Origin of the sequence: Actinoalloteichus caeruleus (assembly GCF_049311605.1) — a bacterium.
Taxonomy (GTDB): Bacteria; Actinomycetota; Actinomycetes; order Mycobacteriales; family Pseudonocardiaceae; genus Actinoalloteichus_B; species Actinoalloteichus_B caeruleus.
Genome location: NZ_CP186005.1, coordinates 98,636 through 124,499, shown reverse-complemented (window position 1 = coordinate 124,499; position 25,864 = coordinate 98,636). Strand labels below are relative to the sequence as shown.

At 72.4% G+C, this 25,864-nt stretch carries 22 protein-coding genes; 14 read left to right on the top strand and 8 right to left on the bottom strand.

Annotated elements, in window-relative coordinates:
• The first annotated feature begins 84 nt into the window (after positions 1 to 84).
• Positions 85 to 1,269 carry an arginine deiminase gene (locus tag ACOJVX_RS00550; protein ID WP_026417762.1) on the top strand — a complete coding sequence of 395 codons (1,185 nt, stop codon included), beginning with the start codon at positions 85 to 87 and terminating at the stop codon, positions 1,267 to 1,269.
• 193 nt (positions 1,270 to 1,462) lie between these two features.
• Here ACOJVX_RS00550 and ACOJVX_RS00545 read toward each other — a convergent pair whose 3' ends face one another.
• Positions 1,463 to 2,551, bottom strand: coding sequence for a hypothetical protein (locus ACOJVX_RS00545; protein WP_155886040.1), 1,089 nt, complete (start codon positions 2,549 to 2,551; stop codon positions 1,463 to 1,465).
• Between the two features lie 348 nt (positions 2,552 to 2,899).
• Here ACOJVX_RS00545 and ACOJVX_RS00540 point away from each other — a divergent pair, with 348 nt between their 5' ends.
• Complete coding sequence (locus ACOJVX_RS00540) at positions 2,900 to 3,460, top strand: ferritin (protein WP_026417764.1); 561 nt, start codon at positions 2,900 to 2,902, stop codon at positions 3,458 to 3,460.
• A gap of 32 nt (positions 3,461 to 3,492) precedes the next feature.
• Here the strand turns inward: ACOJVX_RS00540 and ACOJVX_RS00535 are convergent, their stop codons facing one another.
• The 5 genes from ACOJVX_RS00535 to ACOJVX_RS00515 form a co-directional block, all read right to left on the bottom strand.
• Entirely contained in the window at positions 3,493 to 5,685 is a 2,193-nt protein-coding gene (locus ACOJVX_RS00535; protein ID WP_418155131.1) for an AAA family ATPase, read from the bottom strand.
• A 342-nt stretch (positions 5,686 to 6,027) separates the two neighbouring features.
• Entirely contained in the window at positions 6,028 to 6,837 is an 810-nt protein-coding gene (locus ACOJVX_RS00530) for an ESX secretion-associated protein EspG (RefSeq protein ID WP_026417766.1), read from the bottom strand.
• Positions 6,838 to 6,843: 6 nt separating this feature from the next.
• Complete coding sequence (locus tag ACOJVX_RS00525) at positions 6,844 to 8,103, bottom strand: hypothetical protein (RefSeq protein WP_418155132.1); 1,260 nt, start codon at positions 8,101 to 8,103, stop codon at positions 6,844 to 6,846.
• Positions 8,104 to 8,131: 28 nt separating this feature from the next.
• Positions 8,132 to 8,770, bottom strand: a complete 639-nt coding sequence (locus tag ACOJVX_RS00520; RefSeq protein ID WP_081715263.1) for a DUF3558 domain-containing protein — start codon at positions 8,768 to 8,770, stop codon at positions 8,132 to 8,134.
• A complete protein-coding gene (locus ACOJVX_RS00515; RefSeq protein ID WP_026417769.1) occupies positions 8,760 to 9,035 on the bottom strand; it encodes a hypothetical protein in 276 nt (91 codons plus the stop codon). The genes ACOJVX_RS00520 and ACOJVX_RS00515 overlap by 11 nt, the downstream gene beginning before the upstream one ends.
• A gap of 959 nt (positions 9,036 to 9,994) precedes the next feature.
• On the opposite strand from ACOJVX_RS00515, the gene ACOJVX_RS00510 reads away from it, so the two are divergent.
• From ACOJVX_RS00510 to ACOJVX_RS00500, 3 genes are all read left to right on the top strand, one after another.
• Positions 9,995 to 10,588, top strand: coding sequence for a DUF3558 family protein (locus tag ACOJVX_RS00510; RefSeq protein ID WP_418155133.1), 594 nt, complete (start codon positions 9,995 to 9,997; stop codon positions 10,586 to 10,588).
• Positions 10,589 to 10,971: 383 nt separating this feature from the next.
• A complete protein-coding gene (locus ACOJVX_RS00505; protein ID WP_162182543.1) occupies positions 10,972 to 12,093 on the top strand; it encodes a DUF3558 domain-containing protein in 1,122 nt (373 codons plus the stop codon).
• A 23-nt stretch (positions 12,094 to 12,116) separates the two neighbouring features.
• Positions 12,117 to 12,854 (top strand): endonuclease V, encoded by a 738-nt coding sequence (locus ACOJVX_RS00500; protein WP_248783791.1) that lies wholly within the window; start codon positions 12,117 to 12,119, stop codon positions 12,852 to 12,854.
• Here the strand turns inward: ACOJVX_RS00500 and ACOJVX_RS00495 are convergent.
• Both ACOJVX_RS00495 and ACOJVX_RS00490 read right to left on the bottom strand, forming a co-directional pair.
• Positions 12,841 to 13,797, bottom strand: coding sequence for a DUF5926 family protein (locus tag ACOJVX_RS00495; RefSeq protein WP_418155134.1), 957 nt, complete (start codon positions 13,795 to 13,797; stop codon positions 12,841 to 12,843). The genes ACOJVX_RS00500 and ACOJVX_RS00495 overlap by 14 nt on opposite strands.
• 154 nt (positions 13,798 to 13,951) lie before the next feature.
• Positions 13,952 to 14,821, bottom strand: a complete 870-nt coding sequence (locus ACOJVX_RS00490) for a glycerophosphodiester phosphodiesterase (RefSeq protein ID WP_030104724.1) — start codon at positions 14,819 to 14,821, stop codon at positions 13,952 to 13,954.
• A 267-nt stretch (positions 14,822 to 15,088) separates the two neighbouring features.
• Between ACOJVX_RS00490 and ACOJVX_RS00485 the strand changes: the two genes are divergently transcribed.
• The 9 genes from ACOJVX_RS00485 (at position 15,089) to ACOJVX_RS00445 (ending at position 25,691) form a co-directional block, all read left to right on the top strand.
• Positions 15,089 to 16,309: a cytochrome P450 gene (locus ACOJVX_RS00485; RefSeq protein ID WP_026417775.1), complete on the top strand. Its 1,221-nt coding sequence runs from the start codon at positions 15,089 to 15,091 to the stop codon at positions 16,307 to 16,309.
• 195 nt (positions 16,310 to 16,504) lie between these two features.
• Positions 16,505 to 18,019 (top strand): histidine kinase, encoded by a 1,515-nt coding sequence (locus tag ACOJVX_RS00480; RefSeq protein ID WP_422647156.1) that lies wholly within the window; start codon positions 16,505 to 16,507, stop codon positions 18,017 to 18,019.
• 11 nt (positions 18,020 to 18,030) lie between these two features.
• Positions 18,031 to 18,921, top strand: a complete 891-nt coding sequence (locus ACOJVX_RS00475) for a S49 family peptidase (RefSeq protein WP_026417776.1) — start codon at positions 18,031 to 18,033, stop codon at positions 18,919 to 18,921.
• A 102-nt stretch (positions 18,922 to 19,023) separates the two neighbouring features.
• Complete coding sequence (locus ACOJVX_RS00470) at positions 19,024 to 19,848, top strand: LytR/AlgR family response regulator transcription factor (protein ID WP_026417777.1); 825 nt, start codon at positions 19,024 to 19,026, stop codon at positions 19,846 to 19,848.
• Entirely contained in the window at positions 19,845 to 20,306 is a 462-nt protein-coding gene (locus tag ACOJVX_RS00465; protein WP_026417778.1) for a hypothetical protein, read from the top strand. Before ACOJVX_RS00470 ends, ACOJVX_RS00465 begins: the two co-directional genes overlap by 4 nt.
• Positions 20,307 to 20,428: 122 nt before the next feature.
• The gene (locus ACOJVX_RS00460) at positions 20,429 to 22,219 is read left to right on the top strand and encodes a cation acetate symporter (protein ID WP_422647155.1); all 1,791 of its coding nucleotides are present in this window, start codon (positions 20,429 to 20,431) and stop codon (positions 22,217 to 22,219) included.
• A 373-nt stretch (positions 22,220 to 22,592) separates the two neighbouring features.
• Complete coding sequence (locus ACOJVX_RS00455; protein ID WP_026417780.1) at positions 22,593 to 22,937, top strand: DUF485 domain-containing protein; 345 nt, start codon at positions 22,593 to 22,595, stop codon at positions 22,935 to 22,937.
• The gene (locus ACOJVX_RS00450) at positions 22,934 to 24,559 is read left to right on the top strand and encodes a solute symporter family protein (protein WP_030104728.1); all 1,626 of its coding nucleotides are present in this window, start codon (positions 22,934 to 22,936) and stop codon (positions 24,557 to 24,559) included. The genes ACOJVX_RS00455 and ACOJVX_RS00450 overlap by 4 nt, the downstream gene beginning before the upstream one ends.
• A 151-nt stretch (positions 24,560 to 24,710) precedes the next feature.
• Positions 24,711 to 25,691 (top strand): GlxA family transcriptional regulator, encoded by a 981-nt coding sequence (locus ACOJVX_RS00445; protein WP_026417782.1) that lies wholly within the window; start codon positions 24,711 to 24,713, stop codon positions 25,689 to 25,691.
• Positions 25,692 to 25,864 lie beyond the last annotated feature (173 nt).

The following is a 25,864-nucleotide window of genomic DNA, read 5'->3' as shown; positions in this document are numbered from 1 at the left end:
TCCTTCACTAGGCTGGAACGCGTGGAATCGGAAGCGACGGCGACCGCGACCCTCGACCAACAGGCACCAGAGCCGGCCGGATCGGTGCACACCGAGGTGGGAAGGCTACGTTCGGTTCTCCTCCACCGGCCGGGTGAAGAACTGAAACGCCTCACCCCCCGCAACAACGACCGGCTGCTCTTCGACGGCATCCCCTGGGTCGACCGGGCGCAGGAGGAACACGACGCCTTCGCCGAGACCCTGCGGGCTCGGGGCTCCGAGGTGCTCCTGCTCACCGACCTGCTGTCCCAGGCCCTGGCCGACCCCAGGGCTCGGGCGGCCGGTGTGGTGGCCGCCGTCGACGAGCACCGCCTGGGCCTGGACCTGGCCGACGTGCTGCGCTCGTACCTCAGCGAGGCGGACGTCACGACGTTGGCCTCCGTGCTCACGGCGGGGATGACCTTCGAGGAACTGCCGGCGGCGGAGGGCGGCTCCCTGGTCAGGAAGATGCGCCACCCCCACGACTTCGCGGTGGACCCGCTGCCGAACCTGCTGTTCACCAGGGACTCCTCGGTGTGGATCGGGGACCGGGTCGGCATCACCTCGCTCACCATGCCGGCCCGCCGCCGGGAGACGTCCCTGACCGACCTCATCTACGCGTTCCACCCCCGCTTCACCCGCGCCAGGCGCGCCTACGGGGCGCACTCGGCGCCGGTGGAGGGCGGGGACGTGCTGCTGCTCGCCCCCGGGGTGTTGGCCATCGGCGTCGGCGAACGCACCACTCCGGCCGGCGCGGAGTCCCTGGCTCGGTCGGTGCTGGCGGACGGCCTCGCGCACACCGTCCTCGCGGTACCGATCGAGCAACGTCGAGCCTGGATGCACCTGGACACGCTGTGCACGATGGTCGACACCGACGCCGTCGTGCTCTACCCGGCGGTCCAGGACAGCCTCACCGCCTTCCCCATCACCGCGCGCCCGGACGGGACGCTCCGGATCGGCGGGCCGACCCCCTTCCTGACCGCCGCCGCCGAGTCGATGGGGATCGAACGCCTCCGCGTCATCGAGACCGGCCTCGACCCGGTGACGGCGGAGCGGGAGCAGTGGGACGACGGGAACAACACGCTCGCGCTGGCACCGGGCGTGGTGGTGGCCTACGAGCGCAACGTGGAGACCAACGCCAGGCTGGAGGCCCAGGGCATCGAGGTGCTGCGGATCTCCGGCTCCGAACTCGGGTCTGGCCGAGGCGGCCCGCGCTGCATGTCCTGCCCGCTCGTCCGCGACCAGGTCTGAGACATCGACCGCACCGGCACCGGCCGAAAAGGCATGCCCCGGTGCCGGGTGGGGGTCCGCGGTGGGCCGTTCGCCCCGCGACCGGGTGAGCGGGACGGGAGGCGGCGCGACCGCGCCCACGGACGCCCCTTCCCGCCCGCTACCCCGCCCGGGTGGGAGGCCGGTGCCGTCCCGACCACCTGCCGCGCCCGGCCTACCGGCTCGTGGAACCGAGGTAGCCGCCCAGCCCGGACCCGAGGCCCTGGCCCGTGGGTGTCCCCACCGTCCACAGGACCGATCCGTGCGCGGCGTCGACGTCGACCAGGGCCAGGCCGTCCAGACCCGTCACCCGCCACGGCTGCCAGTGGCGGTCGCTGCGCCGGAGCAGGTAGGGACCACCCTCCGCGGTGCGGCCCACCGCCACCGGCTCGCTCCGGTAGACGGTCACGGCTCGCAGATCGGCGTCGGCGATGGGCGTGTCCGGGATCGACCAGTGCCGCCCGTCCCATTCGGCCAGGAACGGGCGGGGTTCGGCGTCGCCGTCGTGCGCCAGGGCACGGCCCACCGCCCACGCCTCGCGGTCGCTGACCCCGACGACGTCGAGGAGCACGACCGATCCGTCCTCACCCGCCGGCCCCGCGTGTTCCGCCCAGGAGCGGCCGTCCCACCGCAGGATCAACGGAGCGTCCAGGTCGGGGCGTTCCCCGACCACCCACACGTCCGATGCGTTCCTCGCGTGCGCGGCGGTGAGCCGGGCCCGCCCGGCCACGGGGGGCTCCTGGACGTGCCACCGGCCCTCCGTGGCCGTCCGGTGCAGCAGCAGGGGCCGTTCGCCCCCACCCGGCGGCCGGGTCGTCCCCACCACCCACACCTCACCCGAGGACGCCACGGCGACGTCGACCAGCTCCGCCCGCCCGGCGTCACCCGACGCCGGAACGGCCTCGGTGGTCCACCGAACGCCGTCGAACCGCCACACCAGCCCGCCGCCCACCGCCCAGACCTGGTCGGGTGCCGGGCCGGCGACCGCGGCTGGTTCGGCGAGCCCGGGCAGGCGCAGCGCGGTCCACACGCCGTCCCGTTCGTGCAGCGCGACCGGCCCCTGGTCGTCGACCCCGACCGCGACCGTCCGCCCGTGACCGATACCCGCCACCCCGGTGAACGCGACAGGACCGTTCACCCCGGGCTCGGCCGCGACCCAGTCCCCGAAACCGGGCGCCGAGGACGCGTTCGCGGAGACCGCGAACAGCGCGGACACGAGCAGCATCCCGAGGGATACCACCGCCAATGGGCGAGTTCGTTCCATCTTCCGACTCCTTGTCCCGGTGTTGGGTGGATGCGGCGCTCGGGCTCGACCGCGACCGAGGCCGGCCTGACGACGCCGCGATCATGGCAGCGGCACCGCCTCGGGCACGAACGCTCATCCACAGGGGAGAACCACCCCTGAACTGCGAGGATTACCGGAGGTCACCAACTTCTCACCCAGACGAGCGGGCCGCACCGGGACAGGTCAGGAATACGTGGTTTGGTTAAGCGAACCTCAGAAATATGAGGCAACACAAAGGAAAGGAAGCCTCACCTGTGGGCGCGAAAGAATTCGTGAGACACGTCGCCACAAGTCGTCACACTCTCAACGACCCACTACGATGAATTCATGTCCGTCTCCGCGAAGAAGATCCAGCATGTCGAGTCGACCTTCCACTCCCTGTTGCGAGCCCAGGTTCGCAACGAGTTCACCGCCTCGCAGCAGTACGTGGCAGTGGCGGTCTGGTTCGACTCCCACGACCTTCCCCAGCTGGCCAAGCACTTCTACCAGCAGGCCCTGGAAGAGCGGAATCACGCGATGATGATCGTCCGCTACCTCCTCGACAACGACCTCGACCCCGCCATTCCCGGTGTCGACGAGGTGCGCAACGAATTCGGTGAGGTGGAGGAACTCATCGCCCTGGCCCTCGAACAGGAACGGGAGGTGACCGAGGAGATCATCGCGCTGGCGAAGGCCGCCAGGGCGGAGGACGACTACCTCGGCGAGCAGTTCATGCAGTGGTTCCTCAAGGAGCAGGTCGAGGAGGTGGCGCAGATGTCCACGTTGCTCAACGTGGTGCGCCGCGCTCAGGGCAACCTGTTCGAGGTGGAGAACTTCCTCGCCAGGGAGACCGTCGGGGACGGTGGTTCCGACCCGACCGCGCCCGAGGCCGCCGGCGGCGCGCTCTGACCGGCCCGGGGTCCGCACCGCGCGGGCGTTCCTCAGCCCGCCACCTGCGGCCGGGCCAGGAACCGGGACGGCTCGCCCGTCCAGGTGATCACGAGCTGGTCCGACGCGCGGGCGCAGGCGAGGTGGAGGACACGTCGTTCGCGCCGCTCCAGCAGCCTGGCGAACCCGGCCGCCCCCGCCTCCGAGAGGTTCCGTGCCGGTAGCCGTTCCGCGTCCGCTCCCACCACGACGACCCGTCGGAACGCGCAGCCGACCGCATCGACCAGCGTGCCCACCCACACCGACACCGCCCCCTCCGCGACGACCCCGCCGAGCCGTACGCCACCGAGGCCCGCCGAGGCCAACCGCCGGGCGAGCACATCCGCCTCGTGGGCGGTGGTGGCGAGCACGGCGGTGCCCCCGTCCGCACCGTGCCGGACCCGCCAGGCCCGGACGAGTTCGACGACTCCTCGCCGCTCCTTCTCGGCCGTGTCGAAGGCGAGGAAGGACGCGGCCGGACCAGCGCGGCCCGATCGGAGCCCGCTCCCACCGCCCACGTCGACGAGGTCGCCGAAGAGATCGGAGCGGGTCCGGACCAGTTCGAGGGTGGCTCGTCGCTCGTGGACCAGCTCAACCGACTCCCCCACCTCGGGACCACCGAGTTCCTGCTCGGTGGTGGTCGTCCGCTGCGAGGCGTCCACGCAGAGCAGGACGTCGTCCGGCCCGACGGGAACGAGGGCGCGCAACAACCGCCAGTGGGTCGGGTCGAGGTCCTGGGCGTCATCCACCACCAAGTGGTGGTAGCGGGTGACCCTCGGTGCTCCGGTCTCCCGCGCCGCCCGCTCGGCCAGGTCGGCGGCCGTACGGGCGAGGACCGAGCTGGTCATCGCTCCCCGGTCCCGGAGGTGGTCCTCGAAGCGACGGGCGAGCCGCCAGACCGTCGCCCGCTCGGCCGGATCCAACTCGACGGCCCGGTCGCCCCGGTCCGCCGCGAGGTAGCCGTCGAGACCGGCCAGCCCACGCCCGCCGAGCACCTCCCGGTACTCGGCCGTGAGGAAGGCGGGGGTGAGCACGGCCCGCTCCCGCGCGGACAGCTCCGCCGACCGTTGGAGGACGGCCCGCCACTCCTCCGCCTCCGCCCGTCCCACCCCGGACGGACCGCCGTCCGAGGCTTCGGCCCGCACCCGTCTCGCCAGCTCCCCGACGTCGCGCACCTCGACGCGACGCGACACGGACGTCTCGACCAGACCCGCCAGCCTGGCACGCATCGCCTCGGACCGTCGCTCGTCGGGCACGACCAACAGCACCCTGGCATCCGGTCGCCGGCGAGCCAGGACGACCGCGCGGTGCGAGGCGACCGTCGTCTTCCCCGTTCCCGGCCCACCCAGGACCCGTACCGGGCCCGGGCCCCACTCCCGGAACGCGATCCAGCGCTGCACCGGGTGCGGGTAGAACCACCAGTCGGTCGACGTGGCCTCCAGCAGCCCGTCCACCGTCGTCGGCGAGTCGACGACGGCGAACTCCATCGCGGCCGCCGGGTGTTCGACGGCGGCGACCAGGTCGACCCGCTCGGCTCCCTCGGACACCGGGTCGAGCCCGTAGGTCCGACGCACGGTCGCCGCGCTGTCGCCGGCCGCCAGGTCCAGGACGACGTACCGCTGCCACTCCGGGGCGTCGGTCAGCAGCTCGACGAGCTGACCTGGACCACCCGCGCGCACCGCGCTGGCCGCCAACCACCGCGGCAGCCCCAGGTCCGTGAGCTCGCTGAGCGGCCGACGCGACAGCGGCCCCCCGGCACCCTCCCCGTCGCCCCCGGACGAGTCCGGCCGGCCGTCGTCGCCCTCCGCCACGAAGGCGTCCCGCAGCACCTCGAACACCCCGTTGACGGGGTTGGGGCGGGCCCGAACACCGGTGGCGCACCGCAGGGCCGCCTCCCTCGACCGGAGCGCGACCAACACGTGGAGTCGGCGCTCCGCGTCCCCGAGGGAGACCACGACCGCCCGGTGCTCCTCCGGCAGGGCCGCGACCCAGGACACCGAACCCGCGCGCACGACCACCGCCTCCCCCTCGGGGGTGTCCTCAGCTGTCCCAAGCCGGTGGACGAGGTCGCGGACGGCACGTCGCAACCGTTGCGGCCCCCGCCAGGCGCCACGACGACGGGCCTCGACGGGAGGCACCCGGTCGAGCCGCTCCCCCACCGCCCGCAGCCCGACCCTGAACTCCTTCGCGACGACGACGGTGCCCATCCGCCACGCCTCCTCCCACCCGCGAGCCCCCGGCGATCCTGCCCGGTGCCGCCCGCCGCGCCACCCGAGGACCCCCTGATCGAGAGACTGGCACGACCGTCGACATCGCGCGGCCCCCCGGCGACGTCCGCCGGCCAGGCCCGCCTCGGCGGCCCCGCGCACTCGCGGACCAGCCGTCGAAGGTGCCGTCGCCGGCGGGTGGACCACGTCAGGCCCGGCCACGGACCAGCCGGGCGTCGAACTGGCCCTTCCCAGGACCGGCGGCGTCGAACTCCCCGCTCGCCCCGGCGAGACCCCGGGACCGTCCGGCGTGGGCGCCGGCACCGGCGCGGTCGGCTTGAGTCAGGGCGCGTTGACCTGGACCACCAGCTCCTCGAGCCGGCCCACCAGGCGACGGGCATCGCCCGAGACGAACGTGAACCAGCGGCGCCCGTCCGGTCCGGGCCGGTGCTGGGCCAGGTGCCTGCCACGCGCGGTGTCGACGAACTCCACGGTGTGGTCGGCCCGTCGGCGGCCGGCGAGCGGGTCGAAGCCGCGCACGCTGAACTCCCCGGCCCGCAGCCGGTTCGCCGTCAACGCCTCCGCGAGGTGGCCGGCCTCACCAGTTCGGAGTCCCGCGCGGCGCAGGGCGCTCCTGAGCCGCCCCACGTCCCGTCCCGCCTGGTCCGCCGCCAGGGTGATCGGGTCGGAGGGATGGCTGATCGAGGGCCCGCCACCGCCGGGCACGGGAGGCAGCACCGAGGCGGCGCGGTAGGCCACCGAGGTGGGCGGGATCGGTTCGAGGACGACCGTCCGTGCCCACTCGTCCTCGTCCGGCTGGTCCCGAAGGATCGCCACCACCCCGAAGGTCCCCTCGCGGGCCGCGACGGCGTTCCAGCCCTGGCCCCCCACCTCCTCGACCGCCACGGACACCGCGACCGCCGGTCGGGCGAGCGTCTGGAACGCGCGGTGCAGGAACGGGTGCGGTTCCCCTCCGTCCACCCACCGCTCCGCCTCCAGCTCCCGCCAGGCCCGCCGCAGCAGGACCCGGCGCTCGTCCTGAGTGGTTCCGCGACCGCCCGCCAGCAGCGTCGGCGGCAGCGCCAGGCCGAGCCGAACGCGGATGGAGTCCACCTGCGCCACGGAGAGGCGCACCTGGTCCTGGGCCGGCATGGCGCCTCACCGCTCCTCGTGGGGACGGTTCATCCCGTCCAGCACCGGTGGAGCCACCCGACGGTCGTCATCGAAAAGGGACTCCATCTCGACGAGGTAGTCGGCGCGCCGGTGGGAGGGGGTGTCGTCCGTCTCCGACGACCTCCCGGCGGTTGACCCGCCGGGTACGCCACCGAGGCCGGTTCCGGGGCCGCCGGCCGCCGGGCCGGGCCTGCTCGGGGAGGTGGTACCGCCCCCCGCCACGCCAGGGCCCGGACCCAGCGGGGCGGTACCGGATCCACCTGGGCCGGGACCGCGTCCAGGCGGTGCTCCCGCTCCGGAACCGGGGTGGCGCGCCGCCATCCCGAAAGGTCCCGGTCCCGGACCACCGGCCGTCGGGCCCGCACCGGAGGACACCCCGGGTGAGGTCGTCGTCCAGGACGGTCCGCCCGTTTCCCGCGTCGCCCACCGCGTTTCCACCGCCGGCGCCTGACCGGCGGCGGAGGGTTGCGGGATGGCGCCGGCCGGCTGCCCGCCGGGTGGGGCCGCCTCGACGTCCGGGTCCAGGTCCGGGGATGGTCCGCCTCCGCTCCTCGGAACGCGGGGCCCACCACCGTCCACCGGGTCGGCTCCCCCCTGCCACTCAGTGCGCTCGTCGCGCGGCGACATCACCGGGGCCGAGGACGGCTCCACCACGGAGTCCGGCGGGTGCACCTCGGACACGGGCGTGACCGGAGGAGGCGCGGCGACCCGGAGCTCACCGACCCGGGCCTGGGGGTCGAAACCGAGGGTGGAGCCCAGCACGCCGTTGGAGTTGCCCTGGTACTCCACCATCACGTCCCGGGCGCGCTGGTTGTCCTGGTCCCAGGAATCCATCGCGTCGGCGTAACCGGTCAGGCCTGGCAGGATCGCGTCCAGGAAACCCTTCTCCGGCCTGGGTTGGCCGATGGGCACCAGTGACCGGGCGCTCTCCAGGTACTCGGCCTGGAGGTGGACCGCGTGGGCCGCCTCCACGGCCTGGGCCCCGCACTCCTCGGCGAAGCCCGCCAGGGGCAGCGTGGAGGATCGGAAGGCCTCCGCGGCCTCCCCCTCGTGGGAGTCGACCGAGGCGCGCACCGTCGCCGCGAGGTACTCGGCGAGCGCCCGGAACGACTGGGCGATCTCCATCCAGGTGACCACCATCTCCTGCGGGTCGGCCCCCTCCCGGTCCGTGCGCAGCGCGGCCGAGATCGCCTGGGCGTTGGTGTGCTCCCAGGAGTAGTTGGCGCGGTTCAGGTTGATCCCCATCACTCCCCCGTCGTTCTGGGTTCCTCCGTCAGTCCCCCGTGGGCAGCCGCACCAGGACGGCGCGGGCGACGTCGGCGGCCCGTCCGCACGGGTCCCTCCTTTCGATCTCGGTCACGCCGTCCTCCGCGTAGCGCGCGTTGTCGGACTGCACGACGAACTGCTGGTCGTGGGCGGTCCCCACGAAAACCTGGCAGTTCCTCGTCTGCTCGACGTGCTGCGCGGCGACGGCCGGGTAGCCCTCGATCGTGATCGGGGTGAACACGGCGTAGGCGTCGCGCCGGTCGTACACCTCGCCCAACCCGGTGCGCCCGATGTCCCGATACACCGCCGCGTCGGTGGCGGTGACCCGGTTGCGCCACAGGCACGGTTCGAACGGCCCGGTCGGCCGTTCCAGCTCCCCCTCCGGGGCCAGCCCGAGTTCCTCGGCGGCGTCCGGCGGCAGCAGGTCGCAGGGCTCGAGCGCCCGCATGTCGATCGGGTTCTCCACCGGCGGGTACCGGGGGTCGGCCGGCGGCTCCTCGGACACCGAGGGCGCGCCCGCACCCGCGCCACCGGGATGCGCCTGCCCGGCCTCACCGGAGGGCAGCGCCACCGCCAGGTAGGCCACCACCACCCCGGCGACCAGCACCACGGCGCCCCCGGCCCACCACTTCCCACTACCTGCCATGCCCGTCTCCCGCGTGGTCGACCCGCCCGTTCGGCCACTGGAACTCGACCGGTTGAACGGCGTTCGTCTCCTCCATGGACTCGTACTGGTGCAGCGCCGCCGACAGCGCTCCCACCTGGTGCTTGATGGCGAGCTCCAGGACGTCGATCGCCGCGGTCAGCGACTGGTCGTCCGGGTCGAGCGCCAGCCTCCTGAACTCCCTGGTGGCGTTGGTGCTCACCCTGTCGTCGCCCCGGAAGGACAGCAGCTCGAACCGCTCCGCCAACCGCCGAATCTCCCTCAGCAGGTCATCCTGGACGTAATTCAGATTCGCGATTGTCTGTGGAACCGATTCCGGATCGAGATAGTATGAATCCTGACTCACGTTACCCCCCGACTGACCACCCGACCAACGCCGCGCGATTCCGCGACCGACACCCGGGACAAGTGCGGTCCGGCCGTATTCGAAATTCCTTTCGCGTGAACCGGACCCACATCACCAGGGGCGCCAGCCCCCTCACCACCAGGAATAGCCGCCGGCCGCCGCCAGCGCACACCCCCGGACCATGCGTCGACAACGTGCTCTCACCGGTGCGGTCACACCACGGCTACCGTCTCACGAGACACACCCAATCTCGCCGTGGAATATTGTCCAGACCATAACGGCGATACACAACCCCCTTCCGGGGAAAATGTGTGATCGGCTCGCGCGCTTCCGGTCGCGCACCGGGAGCTCGTCCACACGAATACGCGCGGCGGTGAGCGCGGCTCCGCCGGCGAGTCCGGACAGGACGACCCTGCCCTGGCCGCACCCCCGTCGCGTACGGGATGACCTCGCCCCACCCAGGAGCGCACCAGCGAGTCGCGCGGCACCGGCAGCCCGAGGAGACAACCGCCGGCGTGTCAGGAGGAACTCCGGGAACGCCCGCATCCGGTCGCTCACGCCTGCCGCGTCCCCGTCGGCACTGGACTCCGAACCCGCGTCCCCACCGAGGTTGGCGGATGGCGTTTCCGCGTGGAGGCGCACGACGGTCTCCGCCTGCCACTCCGGTCGGAGAATCGCCAACAGGATCCCATTCCAACCCGCGACGCGAATTCGTGTGCGCCAGGTCGCAATGGAGATGACAGGCAAAGAAGGAACGCGGTACCGTGCTCGCCGCTCTTTCCGCGCGGCGCGGGCGCAACCGGACAAAAAAGGTCCCGCCCGCGCATTCCGCTGTTTCACTCACCCTGTGGGAGTAATTCGTGTCCTCTGTTCGGCCCAGCGTCGTGCTCCTCGTCGCGGCCGCCCTGCTCACCGGCTGCGCGGGAGGCGAGGAGCCGGCGGCTCAGCCCTCCGCCACCCCGTCCGCGCCGCCGTCGTCGTCCGCCCCCGCCGAGCCAGGCGCGGGCGGGGAGGACCTCGGCCTGGCCGAGGTTGACCTGTGCGCGTTGCTGACCGAGGAACAGCTGGCGGAGTTGGGAGTGAACGACGAGCCGATGTCCCCGCCGGCCGATCCCGACCACCCCCCCGTGCGGGAGTGCCGCCTCCCCACGCTCCACGAGGACTCCTTCGGCCTCTACTCCCTAGCCCTGGTCCCGGCCGAGGACGCTGACGCCCTGGTCGACGCACTGGGCCTGGACCCGGGCGACGGTACCGAGATCAGTGGTCTCCCCGCCACGACCTACCCGGCCACCGAGGGCAGTCCCGAGGTGTGCGCGTTCGCGGTCGACCTGGCACCGGACCAGTTGCTCCTGGCCGCCCGGATGGTGGACGGCGTGGAGACGACGGCCGCGCGGACCTGCGAGGAAGCCAGCACGGCGGCCGAGTACGCCGTCGAGGCCCTGCTCGACCTCTGACGGACGGATGGACGGGCGGATCCGAGACAGTCGGACGGCGTGCCGCGCCGCTCCCGTGCCCGTCACGACCGGGCCGATCCGCCCGCCCCTCGGGCTGGCGCCACCCCGTCCGCCATCCTCGGTCCCGCCCAGGAGGGCGGGCCACCGCCGTTCCACCGGGAATTCCACGACGAATTCGGACGAGGGTCGGTGAGGAATTACCCAACGGATTCTTCCTGGCGGGAATCCACCACTGACGTGAGCGCCGGATCGCGACACGCGTTCCCGCGCCGTGCGGCACGATCGCGTGCCCGTCGTTCATCCTCACCGAACCGAACCGGACCGCGTGGAGAAACCGGTTCCGTTCGCGCTTTCCCCCTTCCACTCACCCTGCGGAGTATTTCGTGCCCACTGTTCGGCCCAGCGTCGTGCTCCTCGTCGCGGCCGCCCTGCTCACCGGCTGCGCGGGAGGCGAGGACGCCGCGGCCCACCCCTCTGGATCGCCGTCCGCCCCCACGCGGACGGCGGTCCCGTCCCCACCCACGGGTGGGGTCGACGTCGACCGGGAACACCTCGACGTCGCGGACGTGAACGCGTGCGCCCTGCTGACCGAGACCGAGCGGCGCTACCTGGGGTTGGCGGACCAGCCGCGACCCAAGCCGCTCGTGGGGGACCCCGCCGGGATGGAATGCCGGTTCGTCTCGGCTGACGGGGACTCCCCCGGCTTCTACTCCATCGCCGTGTGGCCGTCCCGCAACGGCGCCTCCTTCGGCGACGAGCTGGGGCCGGAGCAACGGTACGGCCTGGTGGTCGCCGGCTACCCGGCCACGGGTTACCACGCGGGGGAGGACTCGCCCGAGGTGTGCGCCATCGGGGTGAGTGTGGGGCGCAACCAGGCGATCGCCGTGGCACGATTCGCGACCGGTCCGCTGCTGACGGCGGAACGGACCTGCGACGAGGCGCACGGAGCGGCGGAACGGGCCGTCCACGCCCTGCTGGACCCCGCGCGCCAGGACGAGCTGCGCGGCGAGCGACCCGGTGATCTGACCGTCTCCCTCGGAGACCGCCCGGCCGACCTCGACCTCACCGACGTGGACAGCTGCGCCCTCGTCGACGAGGGGACGCGGGAGTCGCTGCGCATCACCAACGCCCACCACGCGGTGGTGCGCGCGGGCAGCCGGTGCGACCAGCCGGGCTCCTGGTCGAACCTGGAGGTCCACTACACACTGCTCGCCGTCCGGCGGAACGCCGCGGCCCTGGCGGAGCACGCCGACCCGGAGGACGTCCAACGGCTGAGCCTGAGCGGTTACCCGGCGGTGTGGGTCGCCGGCGACACCACCCAGGGGTGCGTGCTCGCCGTGGAGGTCGACGACGGGCAGGCGCTCGTCGTCGAACACGAGGTGTACCTCGACGAGGACTCGCTGCTCGTACCGCCCTGCGAGGCCGCCGCGCTCATGGCCACCTCGGCGCTGCGCACCCTCGCCGCGGACCAGGGGCTGCCACTCCCGGACGGCCCGAGGGGCTGACGGGGGAACCTGAGCGTTCATGGTTGGCTGTCACACGAACGGACGGGGAGGACGACATGCGCGGGGACCGGGAGGCCTGGCCGACGACGGTCGACCAGGCCGAGGCGGCGGAAAGGGCGCTGCGCCCCCTGGTGGACCTGAGCGGCAGGAGTCCCGCCCGGGTGCGGACGGTGGCCGGGCTGGACGTCGCCTACGCCACCGGCTCCGAGCGCGTGGCCGGCGCGGTGGTCGTCCTCGACGCCACCACGCTGCGCCCGGTGGACGAGGCGGCGGTGGTGGGGACCGCCGCCTTCCCCTACGTACCCGGGCTGTTCGCGTTCCGGGAGCTACCGCCACTGCTCGACGCCCTCGAGCGCCTGACGACCACGCCCGACCTGTTGCTGTGCGACGGGCACGGCATCGCCCACCCCAGGCGGTTCGGCCTGGCCTGCCACCTGGGCGCGCGCACCGGGCTGCCATCCGTGGGCGTCGCCAAGAACCGGCTGGTCGGGGACCACGAGGCACCCGGTCCGCGCCGGGGAGACCACGCTGACCTGCTCGACGCGGACGGCACGACGCTGGGACGCGTGCTGCGCACCCAGGACGGGATCCGGCCGGTCCACGTCTCGGTGGGACACGCGATCGGTCTGGCCCCGGCGGCGGAATGGGTGCTGCGGTGCTCGCCCCGCTTCCGGCTCCCCGAGACCACCCGGCTGGCCGACCAGCTGTCCCGGCGGGCCCTCCGCGCGGCGACCTCGGGGACCGGCGTCAGCGGATGGTGATCTGGCGGCCGGTGAGCCCGTTGCGGGCCCGGCGCTCCGAGGCGCCCAGCGGCTGCTCGTCCAGTGAGGCCAGCGCCTCCTCCAGCCGGCGGCCGAGTTCGGCGGCGGGCTGCTCCCACTCCTTGGCGTGCGACTCGGGGTCGAGGTCCCACACCGGCACCAGCAGCCCGTGCGCCCGGAACGACCCGGCGTACCGGCTGCCCTCACCCAACGCCAACTCGCCCCGAGCCGACAGGCGGGCCAGCGCGTCCAACAACCGCTCCTCCGGTTCCCGCCGCACCCACCGCAGGTGCGCCTTCTCACCGGCGTCCACCCAGTAGGCGGCGGTCACGCCCTCGGCGGCCAGCCGTTCCGTCGGCATGATGGCCGTGTTGGCGCGTTCCAGGGACAGCTTCACCTCGGCGGAGGGCTCGGTGTCCTCGGGGATCCACCAGGAGAAGTCCGGGTGGATCCGGACGTCGAACGGCGCGTCGGCGACGAGCAGGTCCTGGAGGCGGGGGCCTCCCTCGGCGGTGTCCGGGCCGACGGTGGGCAGGCTTTCACCCGCTTTGGCGGTCCTGGCCCACTCGACCGCCCGGGCGATGTCCCGGCTCACGTCACCGGACCTGGTCTGCACCTGCAGCCCGACGAACGCCTTCCCGTCTGCCCGCACCAGGGCGGCGGCCGCCATCGGCAACACGCTCGCGAGCACCACCGTCCGGTCTGTCGGCGGGTCCACGAGCGTCAGTTCGACGGTGGCCGAGGGAACGAACTCGCGGAGGGCGATCAGCTCGGGTTCCACGGACAGCCCGTCGAAGGGCCTGGTCACGATGACGTTCGTCGCGCCGCCCTCGGCGCCGTGACAGGCCTTGTACCGCTTGCCGGATCCGCACGGGCAAGGCTGGCGTGGGTTGACGCCCGACTCGGCGCGCTTCTTCCCCCTGGTAGCGGTGCGCTTGGCCACCCGGACCTCCTGGTGAGTCCCGGCGCCGGCCGGCGGCCCACCGATCCGGCCGCACCGTTCCCGGCCGGGTGTCGCTGGCCAACGCCGAACGGGCGCCACATGTCGATATGCCGGTACGGCGACGAGACGCCGTGACGGTGTCCCCCGCTCGGGGTCACACCGCGTCAGCGACGGTAGCCGACGAGTGGTTCGCGAGGGTCCGCAGGGTCGCGGCTGGCGCGTCCGTGGCGATGTGGTGGACGCCGAGGTCCGCGCAGAGCCGGATGTCCGACGGCTCGTTCACCGTCCAGCAGTAGACGTCGTTGCCGTGGGAGGCGGCGCGGCGCACGTAGTCGGGATCGGAGCGCACCAGGTCGATACCGGGTCCGGCGTGGTCGGCCCACGGTGGCAGGGAGCCGTCCCGCCGGCGGCCGGCCAGGGACCGCATCAGGAGCACCGTGGGCAGCGTCGGCGCGTACTGACGGACACGGCGGACGGCGCTCGGGGAGAAGGACATGACGGTGACCGGCGCGGTGCCGTCCGCCCCCGGTGCGAGGAGGCCGTGGTCGGACAGGTCGGCGACCAGCCTGCGTTCCACGAGGTGGCGGTAGCGGACTGGATGTTTGGTCTCGACGAAGAGCCGGATCGGTCGTTCGGTGTCGCGGACCATGCCGAGCAGGTCGGTGAACCGCAGCAGACCGAGGTCGGGCAGGTCGGGCGCGGCGAGTGGCGGCGGGGAACCACCCTCGGGGAGGGCGGAGAACCCTCGGACCGACTGGTGGTCCGGTCCCCGCCCGGCCTTGCCGTCCCGGTCGTAGCGGTGGGCGGCGAGCCGGTCGAGGGGGAGGGCGCTGACCACTCCCCGTCCGGTGGACGTGCGGTCGATGCGCCGGTCGTGCAGGCAGACGAGGTGACCGTCCCTGGACAGCCGGACATCGCATTCGAGCCCGTCGGCGCCCTGCTCGATCGCGAGGGCGTAGGCCGCCCGGGTGTGTTCGGGGAGGTAGGCGGACGCTCCCCGGTGCGCGACCACTGCTGGTGGCATGCCCGACAGCATGCCCACACGGGGTTAACGGGAGGTGACCGGCGAGGGGCGCCGGGCCGATGGCCCGTCGACACCTCGGCCGGGTGAGCTGGCCAGCTGTGACGGGGCTCGCGACGGGTGGCGGGTGTCCGGGGGCGGGCACGGCGGACGGCGGCGCACCCGGACACCCGCACACGGGGAACAAGCCCGGTGACCAGCGGTAACGACCGCCCCTCCCTCCGAGACCGCATGTGGACGCCAGGCCGGGCGGAGCACTACGGTGCGCGGGTGCGCGCTGTCTCCCGTTCTGGTTCCTCCGCCCTCTTCGATCCGGCGGACCCCGGCTTCCTCGCCGATCCGTACCCCACCTTCGCCCGGCTCCGGGAGGCCGGCGAGGTGCACTGGCACGAGGGCCTCGGGCTGGCGGTAGCCGTCTCGCACACGGCCTGCTCCGCGCTGCTGCGGCACCGTTCGCTCGGCCGGGTGTGGACCGACGCCCGGCCCCTGGAGGCTTTCGTCGACTTCAACCTCCTGCACCGCAACTCCCTGCTGGAGAACGAGCCTCCGACGCACACCCGGCTGCGGAGGCTGGTGGCGAAGGCGTTCGGGCGCGGTCACGTCGAACGGCTGCGGCCCTGGGTCCGGGACCTGGCGGACCGGCTGGTGGCGGAGCTGGCGGAGCGGATCGCGGACGAGGGCTCGGCCGACCTCCTGGACAGGGTCGCCGGGCCACTGCCGGTGTGGGTGATCGCCGAGCTGCTCGGGGTGCCGGAATCCGACCGGGATCTCCTCCAGCCCTGGTCGAACGCGATCGTGAAGATGTACGAGTACGGCCTGGACGACCACCTCCGGCGCGACGCGGAGCGGGCTTCCGGCGAGTTCGTGGCCTACCTGCGGGACCTGGCGGAGCTGCGCCGGCGCCGGCCGGGGGACGACCTGGTCAGCGACCTCGTCGCGGTGACGGACGAGGACGGGGGGCGGCTGTCGGAGGACGAGCTGGTGGCCACCGCCGTACTGCTGCTGATGGCCGGGCACGAAGCCTCGGTGAACGTGGTGGGCAACGGGATGGTGGCGCTGTTGACCCACCGCTCGGAATGGGAGCGGCTGCGCGCCGACCCGGAGCTGCTCCCGGTCGCCGTGGAGGAGTTGATCCGCTACGACTCACCGCTCCAGCTGTTCGAACGCACGGCGCTGGAGGAGGTGGAGATCGGCGGCCACGTCGTCCGGCCCGGGGAGAAGATCGCGGCGCTGCTGGGAGCAGCGGCCCGGGACCCCCTGGTCTTCGCGGAGCCCGACCGCCTCGACGTGGGCCGGTCCACCAATCCACACCTGGGGTTCGGTGCGGGTATCCACTACTGCCTCGGCGCTCCGCTGGCGCGCATCGAGGTGGTGTCCGTCCTGGAGTCGCTGCTCCGCCGGCTGCCCGCCCTCCGCCTCGCGGGCACGGCGGAGCGGCGACCGGAGTTCGTGATCCGGGGGTTTCGCACCCTGCGGGTGACGGCGGACTGAGTCGGGCGTGGCCGGAGGGCGGCCGCATCGCGAGCGGTCGGTCGCCAACGCGTCCCCCGGTGGGGCGGGTGTGCTGCCCTACGGCCTGAGCCGTGTCTCACCCACGGCGATGCGAACACCGTTTCCGATGGTCCATTCGGGCGACAACTGGCCCGCGCATTGCCTAGCGGGCAACATTCGTCAGAGCATGTACGGGTGAGTGAGCTGATGACCGAACGCACGGTCCTCACCACTTTGGCCGTCATCGGAGTGCTCGGCATGTTCGTGATGCTCTGCCGAGCCCGCCGGGTCAGCACCTCCGTCGAGGACGCCACCCTGGCCGCACTGCACCGCGTGTCCGCGGCCGGTCCGGCCCTGCGTTCCGGGCTCACCCTCGAGGCCACCGACCGGGCGACGCCGCACCTCAGGCAGCTGCTCAACTGCGTGGCGATCGGCCTGGCGGACGAGAGCAGGCTGTTGAGCTGGGACGGGGAGGCCAACCACCACTACCAGGACCTCTCGACCGCGATCGACGTCGTCGTCAGCACCGGCAAACGGGAACACGTCAACCACGGAGACCTCGACTGCGACCGCCGGTCGTGCCCGATGCGGCACGCCCTCGTCGTGCCGTTGACCGTGGAGGGCGAGGTGCTGGGCGCCCTGGTCGTCATCGCCGCCAACGGCGGCAAGCGGTTGATCAGGGCTTCCACCGAGCTGGCGCACTACGTGTCCGGTCAGCTGGAGCTGGCCGAGCTCCAGGAGTCCCGGGAACGGCTGGCCAGGGCCGAGGTGCAGGCCCTGCGCGCCCAGATCTCGCCGCACTTCGTCTACAACGCGCTCAACACCATCTCCTCACTGGTCCGCACCGATCCGGACGAGGCGAGGGACCTGCTCCAGGACTTCGCGGAGTTCACCCGGTACGCGTTCCGGGCGACGGGCATGTTCACCACCCTGGCGGAGGAACTGCGCAACGTCGACCGCTACCTGACGCTGGAACGGGCGCGGTACGGGGAGGACCGGCTGCGGGTGCAGTTGCGGATCGCTCCGGAGGTGCTGCCCGTGGTGGTGCCCTTCCTCGTGCTGCAACCACTCGTGGAGAACGCCGTCCGACACGGCCTCGCCGGGAAGAAGGGCGGCGGGACGGTCACGGTGGCGGCCACCGACGTGGGTTCCGAAGCCCTGATCAGCGTCGAGGACGACGGCATCGGAATGGACCCCGCACGGCTGAACCGCGAGCTGGCGACCGCCCACCTCACCGGTGCCCACGTCGGGCTCGGCAACATCCACGACCGCATGCAGTCCGTCTTCGGCGACCAGTACGGCCTGGTGGTGGAGACCAACGTCGGGGCGGGCATGCGGGTCATGTTGCGGGTGCCGAAGTTCGCCCCGGGAGTGCGACCGGAAACCCCGCCGCTGAGCGAGCCCGAACCGCTGGACGATCTCGGCCCCGATCCCGAGCTGGGCGGTGAGGCGGAGGGACGGGCCCCGGTGTCGGCACCGCGTCCGGAGTGGACCGGCGGGCTCGCCGAGCGGGTCGAGGTGTCGTTGCCACCGAGGCGGGAGGGGGCGGGGCACGACCTGCCGCGACGGCGGCAACCCGCGGAGGACCAGGTTTCCGGGGGCCCCGCCGTCCGAGGTGAGCGGGCACGGGAACGGGCGGCCGCGTCGCGGTTCCGCGGGGCGACGACATCCGCTGATCACGCACCACCTCCCGACGCCGAGTCCCCGTAGGCTGTGCAGGCATGAGCATGACCGACAAGCTGACGTCGAAGCTCCCGGGCCGGCTCGGGGAGCGGGTCGACCGGTCGCCGATCGTCGCCGTGGTCCGCCTGCACGGCGTGATCAGCTCGAATCCGTCCCCGGTGAACCGGGGGACCATCAACCTGGCCTCCGTGGAGGCGCCGCTCACGCGTGCCTTCGGCCACGAGCGGCTGGCCGCGGTGGTGCTGCTGGTGAACTCGCCCGGTGGCTCTCCCACCCAGTCGGCGCTGGTCGCCGACCGGGTCCGCGAACTGGCCGACCGGCGGGCCCGCACCCGTGGCCCCGTTCCGGTGCTCGCGTTCTGCGAGGACGCGGCGGCCTCCGGCGGCTACTGGCTCGCCTGCGCGGCGGACGAGATCTACGCGCACCCGAGTTCGCTGGTGGGTTCGATCGGGGTGGTCAGCAGCGGCTTCGGGTTCACCGGCCTGCTGGAGCGGTTGGGTGTGGAACGCAGGCTGCACGCGACCGGCGAGCACAAGACGCGGCTGGACCCCTTCCTCCCGGAACGGGAGGACGACGTGGCCTGGCTGTTGGAGGTGCAACGGGACCTGCACGGTCAGTTCGTCGACTGGGTGCGCGCCCGCCGGGGCGACCGGCTGGCCGGCGAGGACGAGACGCTGTTCAGCGGCGAGGTGTGGACCGGGGCGAGGGCGCGGGAACTGGGGCTCGTGGACGGTCTCGGCACGTTGCGGAAGATCGTCTCCACCCGGTTCCCCGACGCCGAGATCGCCGTCTCGGAGCCGAAGCGCCCCCTCCTCGCCCGGCTCGGGCTCGGTGGTGCCTCGGGCAGCGGCAGCCGCGCCGGCGACTCACTACTTGCCGCAGTGGAGGGCCTGAACAACAGGGCCGTCTGGAGCCGCCTTGGTCTCTGATGGAGCAGGCACCATCACAACCAGCGATGAAATGTTCACACACTCGGGTGGACGAAGCACATTGGCTCCCGAGAACCTTGATCGGCAGGATATGAATCTACGGTGACTGCTCAAGCCAACAACTCGGGTCTGATCGCGCTCGCGGTCGACGACGAGGACCGCGGGCTGGAGGAAATCACCTACCAGCTCAACCGGAGTTCGAGGGTGGCGCGGGTGCTGACCGCGTTCGACGCCGCCGAGGCGCTGCGCATCATCCGCAGCGACGATCCGGAGCTGCGGGCACGGGCGCAGGCGGGGCTCTGCCCGGTGGACGTGGTGTTCGCCGACATCTTCATGCCTGGCCTCGACGGCGTCGAGCTGGGCAAGGTGCTCGCGGCGTTCCGGGAGCCCCCGGCCGTCGTGTACGTCACGGGGGACGAGAACCGGGCGCTGGACGCCTTCGAGGTCGGGGCCATCGACTACCTGGTGAAGCCGATCAAGTCCGAGCGGGTCGACCGGGCACTGCGCACCATCGACCGGATGCGGCGGTCCAAGGAGGACCAGGCAGCCGCGACACCGGCCGAGGACGAGGTCATCCCGGTCGAGCTCGGTGGCACCACCAAGCTCGTCCCACGCTCCACCATCCGGTACGTGGAGGCGCAGGGCGACTACGCGCGCCTGCACACCACCGACGGCAGTCACCTCGTCCGGATCCCCCTGTCGCAGCTGGAGGAGCGGTGGAGCGAGGTGGGTTTCGCCCGCATCCACCGCTCCTACCTGGTGTCGCTGCCGCTGGTCAGCGAACTGCGGATGTCCTCGTCCGGGTACTCGGTCAGGCTCGGGGCCGGCGACCAGGCCATCGAACTCCCGGTCAGCCGCCGTCACACCCGCGCGTTGAAGGACAGGCTGGTGCGGGCCCCGAAGAACGGCTGGGGGCCGACTCGGTGAGCGCGACCGGGGAGGACCTCCCGAGCGCCGGCCCGGCGGGCCGGGTTCCGGCGGGTGGGCCTTCCCGCGCCTCCCGGCGAACCCGTCGGGACCGGACGACGCCACCCCGCCGGGTCCGGGTGGTCCTGGCCGACCGCCGAGGCAAACGGCGCGCGGTGCGGACCATCGTCGAACTGGAGGAACAGACCAGCGTCGGTGAGGCGCTGGTGCGCAGTCTCGTCCGCGCCCAGCTGCGGACCGCCCTGCTGCTGACGCTGACCACCCTCGGCACCATCGGGATCCTGCCCCTGCTGTTCTTCTGGCTTCCCGAGCTGGGCGCGTGGACCGTCGGGGACGTCAAGATCTCCTGGATCCTGCTCGGGGCGGCCCCGTTCCCGGCGATGCTCGTGGTCGGCCTGGTCTACCAGTGGCGGGCCGAGCGCCACGAACGCGACTTCATCGACATGGTGGAGAACTAGAAGGGGGTCCCCTGTGCCTTCCACCGAGCCGGGGGACCCGCTCCCCCCACCGCGACGGTCCGTGTCCGGAGTGATTGGTTAGCGTTGCCGCGTTCGGTTCGACGACATCGAGTAGGCATCGCATGCAGCTGAACCCCTGGGCGCTGTCGGGGATCGTCGTGATGGCCGTCGTCACCTTCGCGGTCGGCGTGTACGGATCGCGGTCCGCGCACACCACCTCGGACTTCCTGGTCGCGAGGCGGCTGGTGAACGCGGAGCGCAACGCGGCCGCGATCTCCGGGGAGTACCTGTCGGCCGCGTCGTTCCTCGGGGTCGCCGGCCTGGTCCTGCGGGACGGGGTGGACGGCCTCTGGTACCCGATCGGGTTCGCCGGCGGCTACCTGCTGCTGTTGATGTTCGTCGCCGCCCCACTGCGGCGGTCCGGGGCGTACACGCTGCCCGACTTCTCCGAGGCACGACTCGGCTCGGTCGGCCTGCGGAAGTTGACGGCACTGGTCGTGCTGGTCATCGGTTCCCTGTACGTGGTGCCGCAGTTCCAGGGAGCGGGGCTGACCCTGTCCACCGTCACCGGCCTGCCGAACGAGGTCGGCGTGGCGCTGGTCGCGCTCGTGGTGCTGGTCAACGTCTTCGGTGGCGGCCTGCGGGCCGTCACCCTGGTGCAGGCGATGCAGTACTGGGTGAAACTGTTCGCGATCTCGCTTCCGGCGTTCCTGCTGTTCACCGCGTTCCTCAGCACCCCATCGGCGGATCGGGGCGAACTGGTGGCGGACATGCCGCCCCGCTTCGAACGCGACACCACCGTGACGGTGGAGACCGACGTGGTGCTCACGGTCGCCCGGCCGGTGCTGCTCCGCGCGGAGGGCACGGTGAACGGGGCCCCCGTCTCCGGTGCGGTCTACTGGGCGGGGGACCGGCACACCGTCACAGCGGGGACCGAACTCCGGTTCACGGCCGGTTCCGACGTCCCCGTCGTCGAGGGAGCGGTGGCCGACAACTCGTCCTGGGCGCAGCCCCAGGACAGGGGGCCGCAGGGCCTGTTCCACACCTACTCGCTGATCTTCGCCACGTTCCTGGGCACGATGGGGCTCCCGCACGTGCTGATGCGCTTCTACACCAACCCGACGGGCCACGCGGCCCGCAGGACGACACTGTTCGTCCTGGCGATGCTGGGCCTCTTCTACCTGTTCCCGACCGTCTTCGGAGCCCTGTCCCGGCTCTACGTGCCCGAGCTGCTGGTCACCGGCGACACCGACGCGGCGGTGCTGTTGCTGCCCACGGCGATGCTGGACAACTGGTTGGGCAAGCTGCTCGGGGCGATCACCGCCGCCGGGGCGTTCGCGGCGTTCCTGTCCACCTCGGCCGGTCTGGTCGTGTGCGTCGCCGGGGTGTTGTCGACGGACCTGCCCTCCGGCGGCCAGGTGCGGGACTTCCGGCTGTGGACGCTGGTGGCGACCGCGATCCCCCTGGCGGTGGCGATGGGGTTCTCCTCGTTGAGCCTCTCCCAGACGGTCGGCCTGGTCTTCGCCGTCGCCGCGTCGACGTTCTGCCCGCTGCTGCTGCTGGGTATCTGGTGGCGCGGTCTGACCGCGTGGGGAGCGGGTTGCGGCATCGTCCTGGGCGGCGGGCTGTCGGTGCTCGCGGCGGTGCTCACGGAGTGGGGGCCGCCCATGGACGGCTGGCTGGGCGTGCTGCTCGTCCAACCGGCACTGGTGACGGTGCCGTTGGCCTTCGCGACGATGATCACCGTCAGCCGGCTGACCAAGGACCGGGTGCCGCTCGACGTCGCTCGGATCATGCTCCGGATGCACGCCCCGGACCGGCTCGGCTTCATCCGGGACCGGGATGTCGAACGCTTCGGGGGGCAGGGGGGCCAGCGGCGGCCGGGGCGGCACCGCGCCCCCGAACCCGACTAGGCACCGGGGCCGTGGCCGGTGCCGCCAGGGAGGGACGGCGACACGCCGACCCCGGGGGCCCGCGCACGCGGCCGTCGAACACCGGGTAGCCGACGACGTCCCGTCCGGGGGAGGGCAGGGCAGCGACCTCCCCCGGTGACCACTGCGCTCGGTCACCCGGGAGACGCCATCGCGGTACCGCACGCCGGGGTAGCCAGGCAAGCGGCCAGGTGGGTCATCCCCGCGTCGGCCCCTCACTCTCCGTCGAGGAGAACCGGCCAAAAAGGACAGCGATCGTTCGGCTACCCGACTGCCCTAAGCCCCCGTTTGGAGGCTTACGAATGTGACGTAGCCAATACCAGCATGGGGGCACTCGCGACGCTGGGAGGTAGCGGTGAGCACGACACCACCGGACGACGGCGGCCCGTCGCCGACGACGTGGCACGAGGCCCACGAGAGCCCGGACTTCGTCGAACTGCGGCGCCGGTTGCGGACCTTCGTCTTCCCCACCACCGGCCTCTTCCTCACCTGGTACCTGTTGTACGTGATCCTCGCGGACTACGCGCACGGGCTGATGAGCATCAGGGTCCTGGGGAACGTCAACCTCGGGTTGCTGCTCGGCCTCCTCCAGTTCGTGACGACCTTCCTGATCACCGTGCTGTACATCCGGTTCGCCAACCGCCGCCTCGACCCGCTGGCCGAGGCGGTCCGGGAACGCGTCGAGGGAGGACGCGGATGACGCACCCCACCACCACCGGGCCGCTGCTCGCGCAGACGGCGGGCGGATCGCCCTACCTGAACATGGGGATCTTCGGGATCTTCGTGCTGATCACGATGATCGCGGTCTTCCGCGCGAGCCGGAACACCCGGACAGCCGCCGACTACTACGCGGCCGGCCGCGCGTTCAGCGGGTCCCAGAACGGCGTCGCCATCTCCGGTGACTACCTCTCCGCGGCGTCCTTCCTCGGCATCGCCGGGGCGATCGCCGTCCACGGGTACGACGGGTTCCTCTACTCCATCGGGTTCCTCGTCGCGTGGCTGGTCGCGCTGCTGCTGGTGGCGGAGCTGCTGCGCAACACCGGCCGCTACACCATGGCCGACGTGCTGTCCTTCCGGATGCGGCAGCGTCCCGTGCGGGTCGCCGCGTCCATCTCCACCCTCTCCGTCTCCTTCTTCTACCTGCTCGCCCAGATGGCGGGCGCCGGCGGGCTGATCGCGCTGCTGCTCGGCATCCAGGACCGGGTCGGCCAGTCGATCGTCATCGCCGTGGTCGGCGCGCTGATGATCCTCTACGTCCTCATCGGCGGGATGCGCGGCACCACCTGGGTGCAGATCATCAAGGCGGTGCTGCTCATCGCCGGAGCCGGGGTCATGACCCTGTGGGTGCTGGCCATGTACGGCATGAACCTGTCGTCGCTGCTGGGCGCCGCCGTCGACGCCAGCGGCACCGAGGAGATCCTGAACCCCGGCCTCCAGTACGGCATCTCCGAACTGACCAGGCTGGACTTCCTGTCCCTCGCGATCGCGCTGGTCCTGGGGACGGCCGGGCTGCCCCACATCCTGATGCGGTTCTACACGGTGCCCAACTCGAAGGAGGCCAGGCGGTCCGTGCAGTGGGCCATCTGGCTGATCGGGCTGTTCTACCTGTTCACCCTGGTGCTGGGCTACGGGGCTGCCGCCATCGTCGGGCGGGACACCATCCTCGACGCCCCGGGCGGGGTCAATTCGGCGGCACCGCTGCTGGCGGCGGAGCTGGGCGGGCCGCTGCTGCTCGGGTTCATCGCCGCCGTCGCGTTCGCCACCATCCTCGCGGTGGTCGCGGGGCTCACGATCACGGCCTCCGCCTCCTTCGCGCACGACATCTACGCCAACGTCATCAAGCGGGGGAAGCTCGACGACAAGCAGCAGGAGGTCCGGGTCGCCCGGATCACGGCGGTCGTCGTCGGCCTAGTCTCCATCCTCGGCGGGATCGCGGCCAACGGGCAGAACGTCGCCTTCCTGGTCGCGCTCGCCTTCGCGGTGGCCGCCTCGGCGAACCTGCCGACCATCCTGTACTCGCTGTTCTGGAAGCGGTTCAGCACGACCGGCGCGCTGTGGAGCATGTACGGCGGGCTGGGCATCACCGTGACCCTGATCATCTTCTCCCCAGCCGTGTCGGGGTCGGAGACCGCGATGTTCCCCGGCGCGGACTTCGCCTGGTTCCCGTTGTCCAACCCGGGCATCGTCTCCATCCCGCTGTCCTTCCTGCTCGGCTACCTGGGCACCGTGCTCAGCAAGGACCGCCCCGACGAGGCCAAGTTCCGGGAGATGGAGGTCCGGGCCCTGTCCGGTGCCGGAGCGGAGAAGGCCACCGAGCACTGACCCCACGGGGGTGAACCGGCCCGTGCGCTCGCCTCGGGGTCCGACCTGGCGGGGTCCCCCGCGTCACCCCGAGGCGGCACCAGCCGGCATGTCCTGATCCGAGGGGTACTGGTCATTGCGGACCACGCCGGGGGCCCGCATCGTGGACGGCGTGGACAGCGACACCCGGCAGCGGACCATCCTCCTCGTGCTGTACGAGGGCAGCGTGCTGCTCGACACGGCTGGCCCGCTGGAGGTCTTCGACGCGGCGAGCCAGGTCCGGCCGAACTCGTACCGGGTCAGCACCGCCTCCCCGGCCGGCGGCATGGTGCGGACGTCGTCGGGGGTGCGGCTGGCCACCGACGCCGCACTCGCGGACATCCGCACTCCACCGGACACCCTGCTGGTGGTGGGCAGCCCGAGGTACCGGGAGGCGGCCCGGGACACCGCTCTGGTCGCGGAGATCGGCCGGCTCGCGGCCGGGGCGCGTCGGGTGGCCTCCGTGTGCACCGGCGCCTTCGTCCTCGCCGCCGCCGGGCTGCTGGACGGCCGTCGCGCCGGCACCCACTGGGCGCACTGCGAGGAACTCGCCGAGAGCCACCCGACGGTGCGCGTCGTACCGGACGCCATCTTCGTCAAGGACGGGAACCTGACCACCTCGGCCGGCGTCACCGCCGGCATCGACCTGGCACTCGCGCTCGTGGAGGACGACCAGGGTCCCCAGGTCGCCCGCATGATCGCCCGGTGGATGGTGGTCTTCCTCCAACGACCCGGCGGCCAGTCCCAGTTCAGCGCCTGGTCGCGGTCCCGGCCGGTCGCCGACCCCGGGCTGCGGCGGGTGACGGACCACATCACCACCCAGCCGGCGGCCGACCTGTCCGTGCCGGCGCTCGCCGCCCTGGTGTCCGTCAGCCCGCGCCACCTCAGCCGGCTGTTCCTCCGCGAAACCGGGTCCAGCCCGGGCCGGTACGTGGAGGCGAGTCGAGTCGCCGCCGCCCGGGCCCTGTTGGAGGCCGGCTCGGACGGGCTGGACCGCATCGCCAACCAGACCGGTTTCGCCACCACCGAGACCATGCGGCGCGCCTTCCTCCGTGAACTCGGGGTGCCCCCCGGGGCCTACCGGGCCAGGTTCCACAGCACCCGAGGGGTCTGACCAGGACCAGCGCTGACCACACGTGGGCCGGGCCGGCGGGCCGACCTCGCTCCCGGCTCCGACCGGGGCTGCCCTCGGCCCGGTGCCGACCCCGATCCGGTGGCGTCCCGGCGATGCCGCGTCACCTCGCCCCGCACAACCGGCCCGCCCACGCGACCACCAATACCCACCAG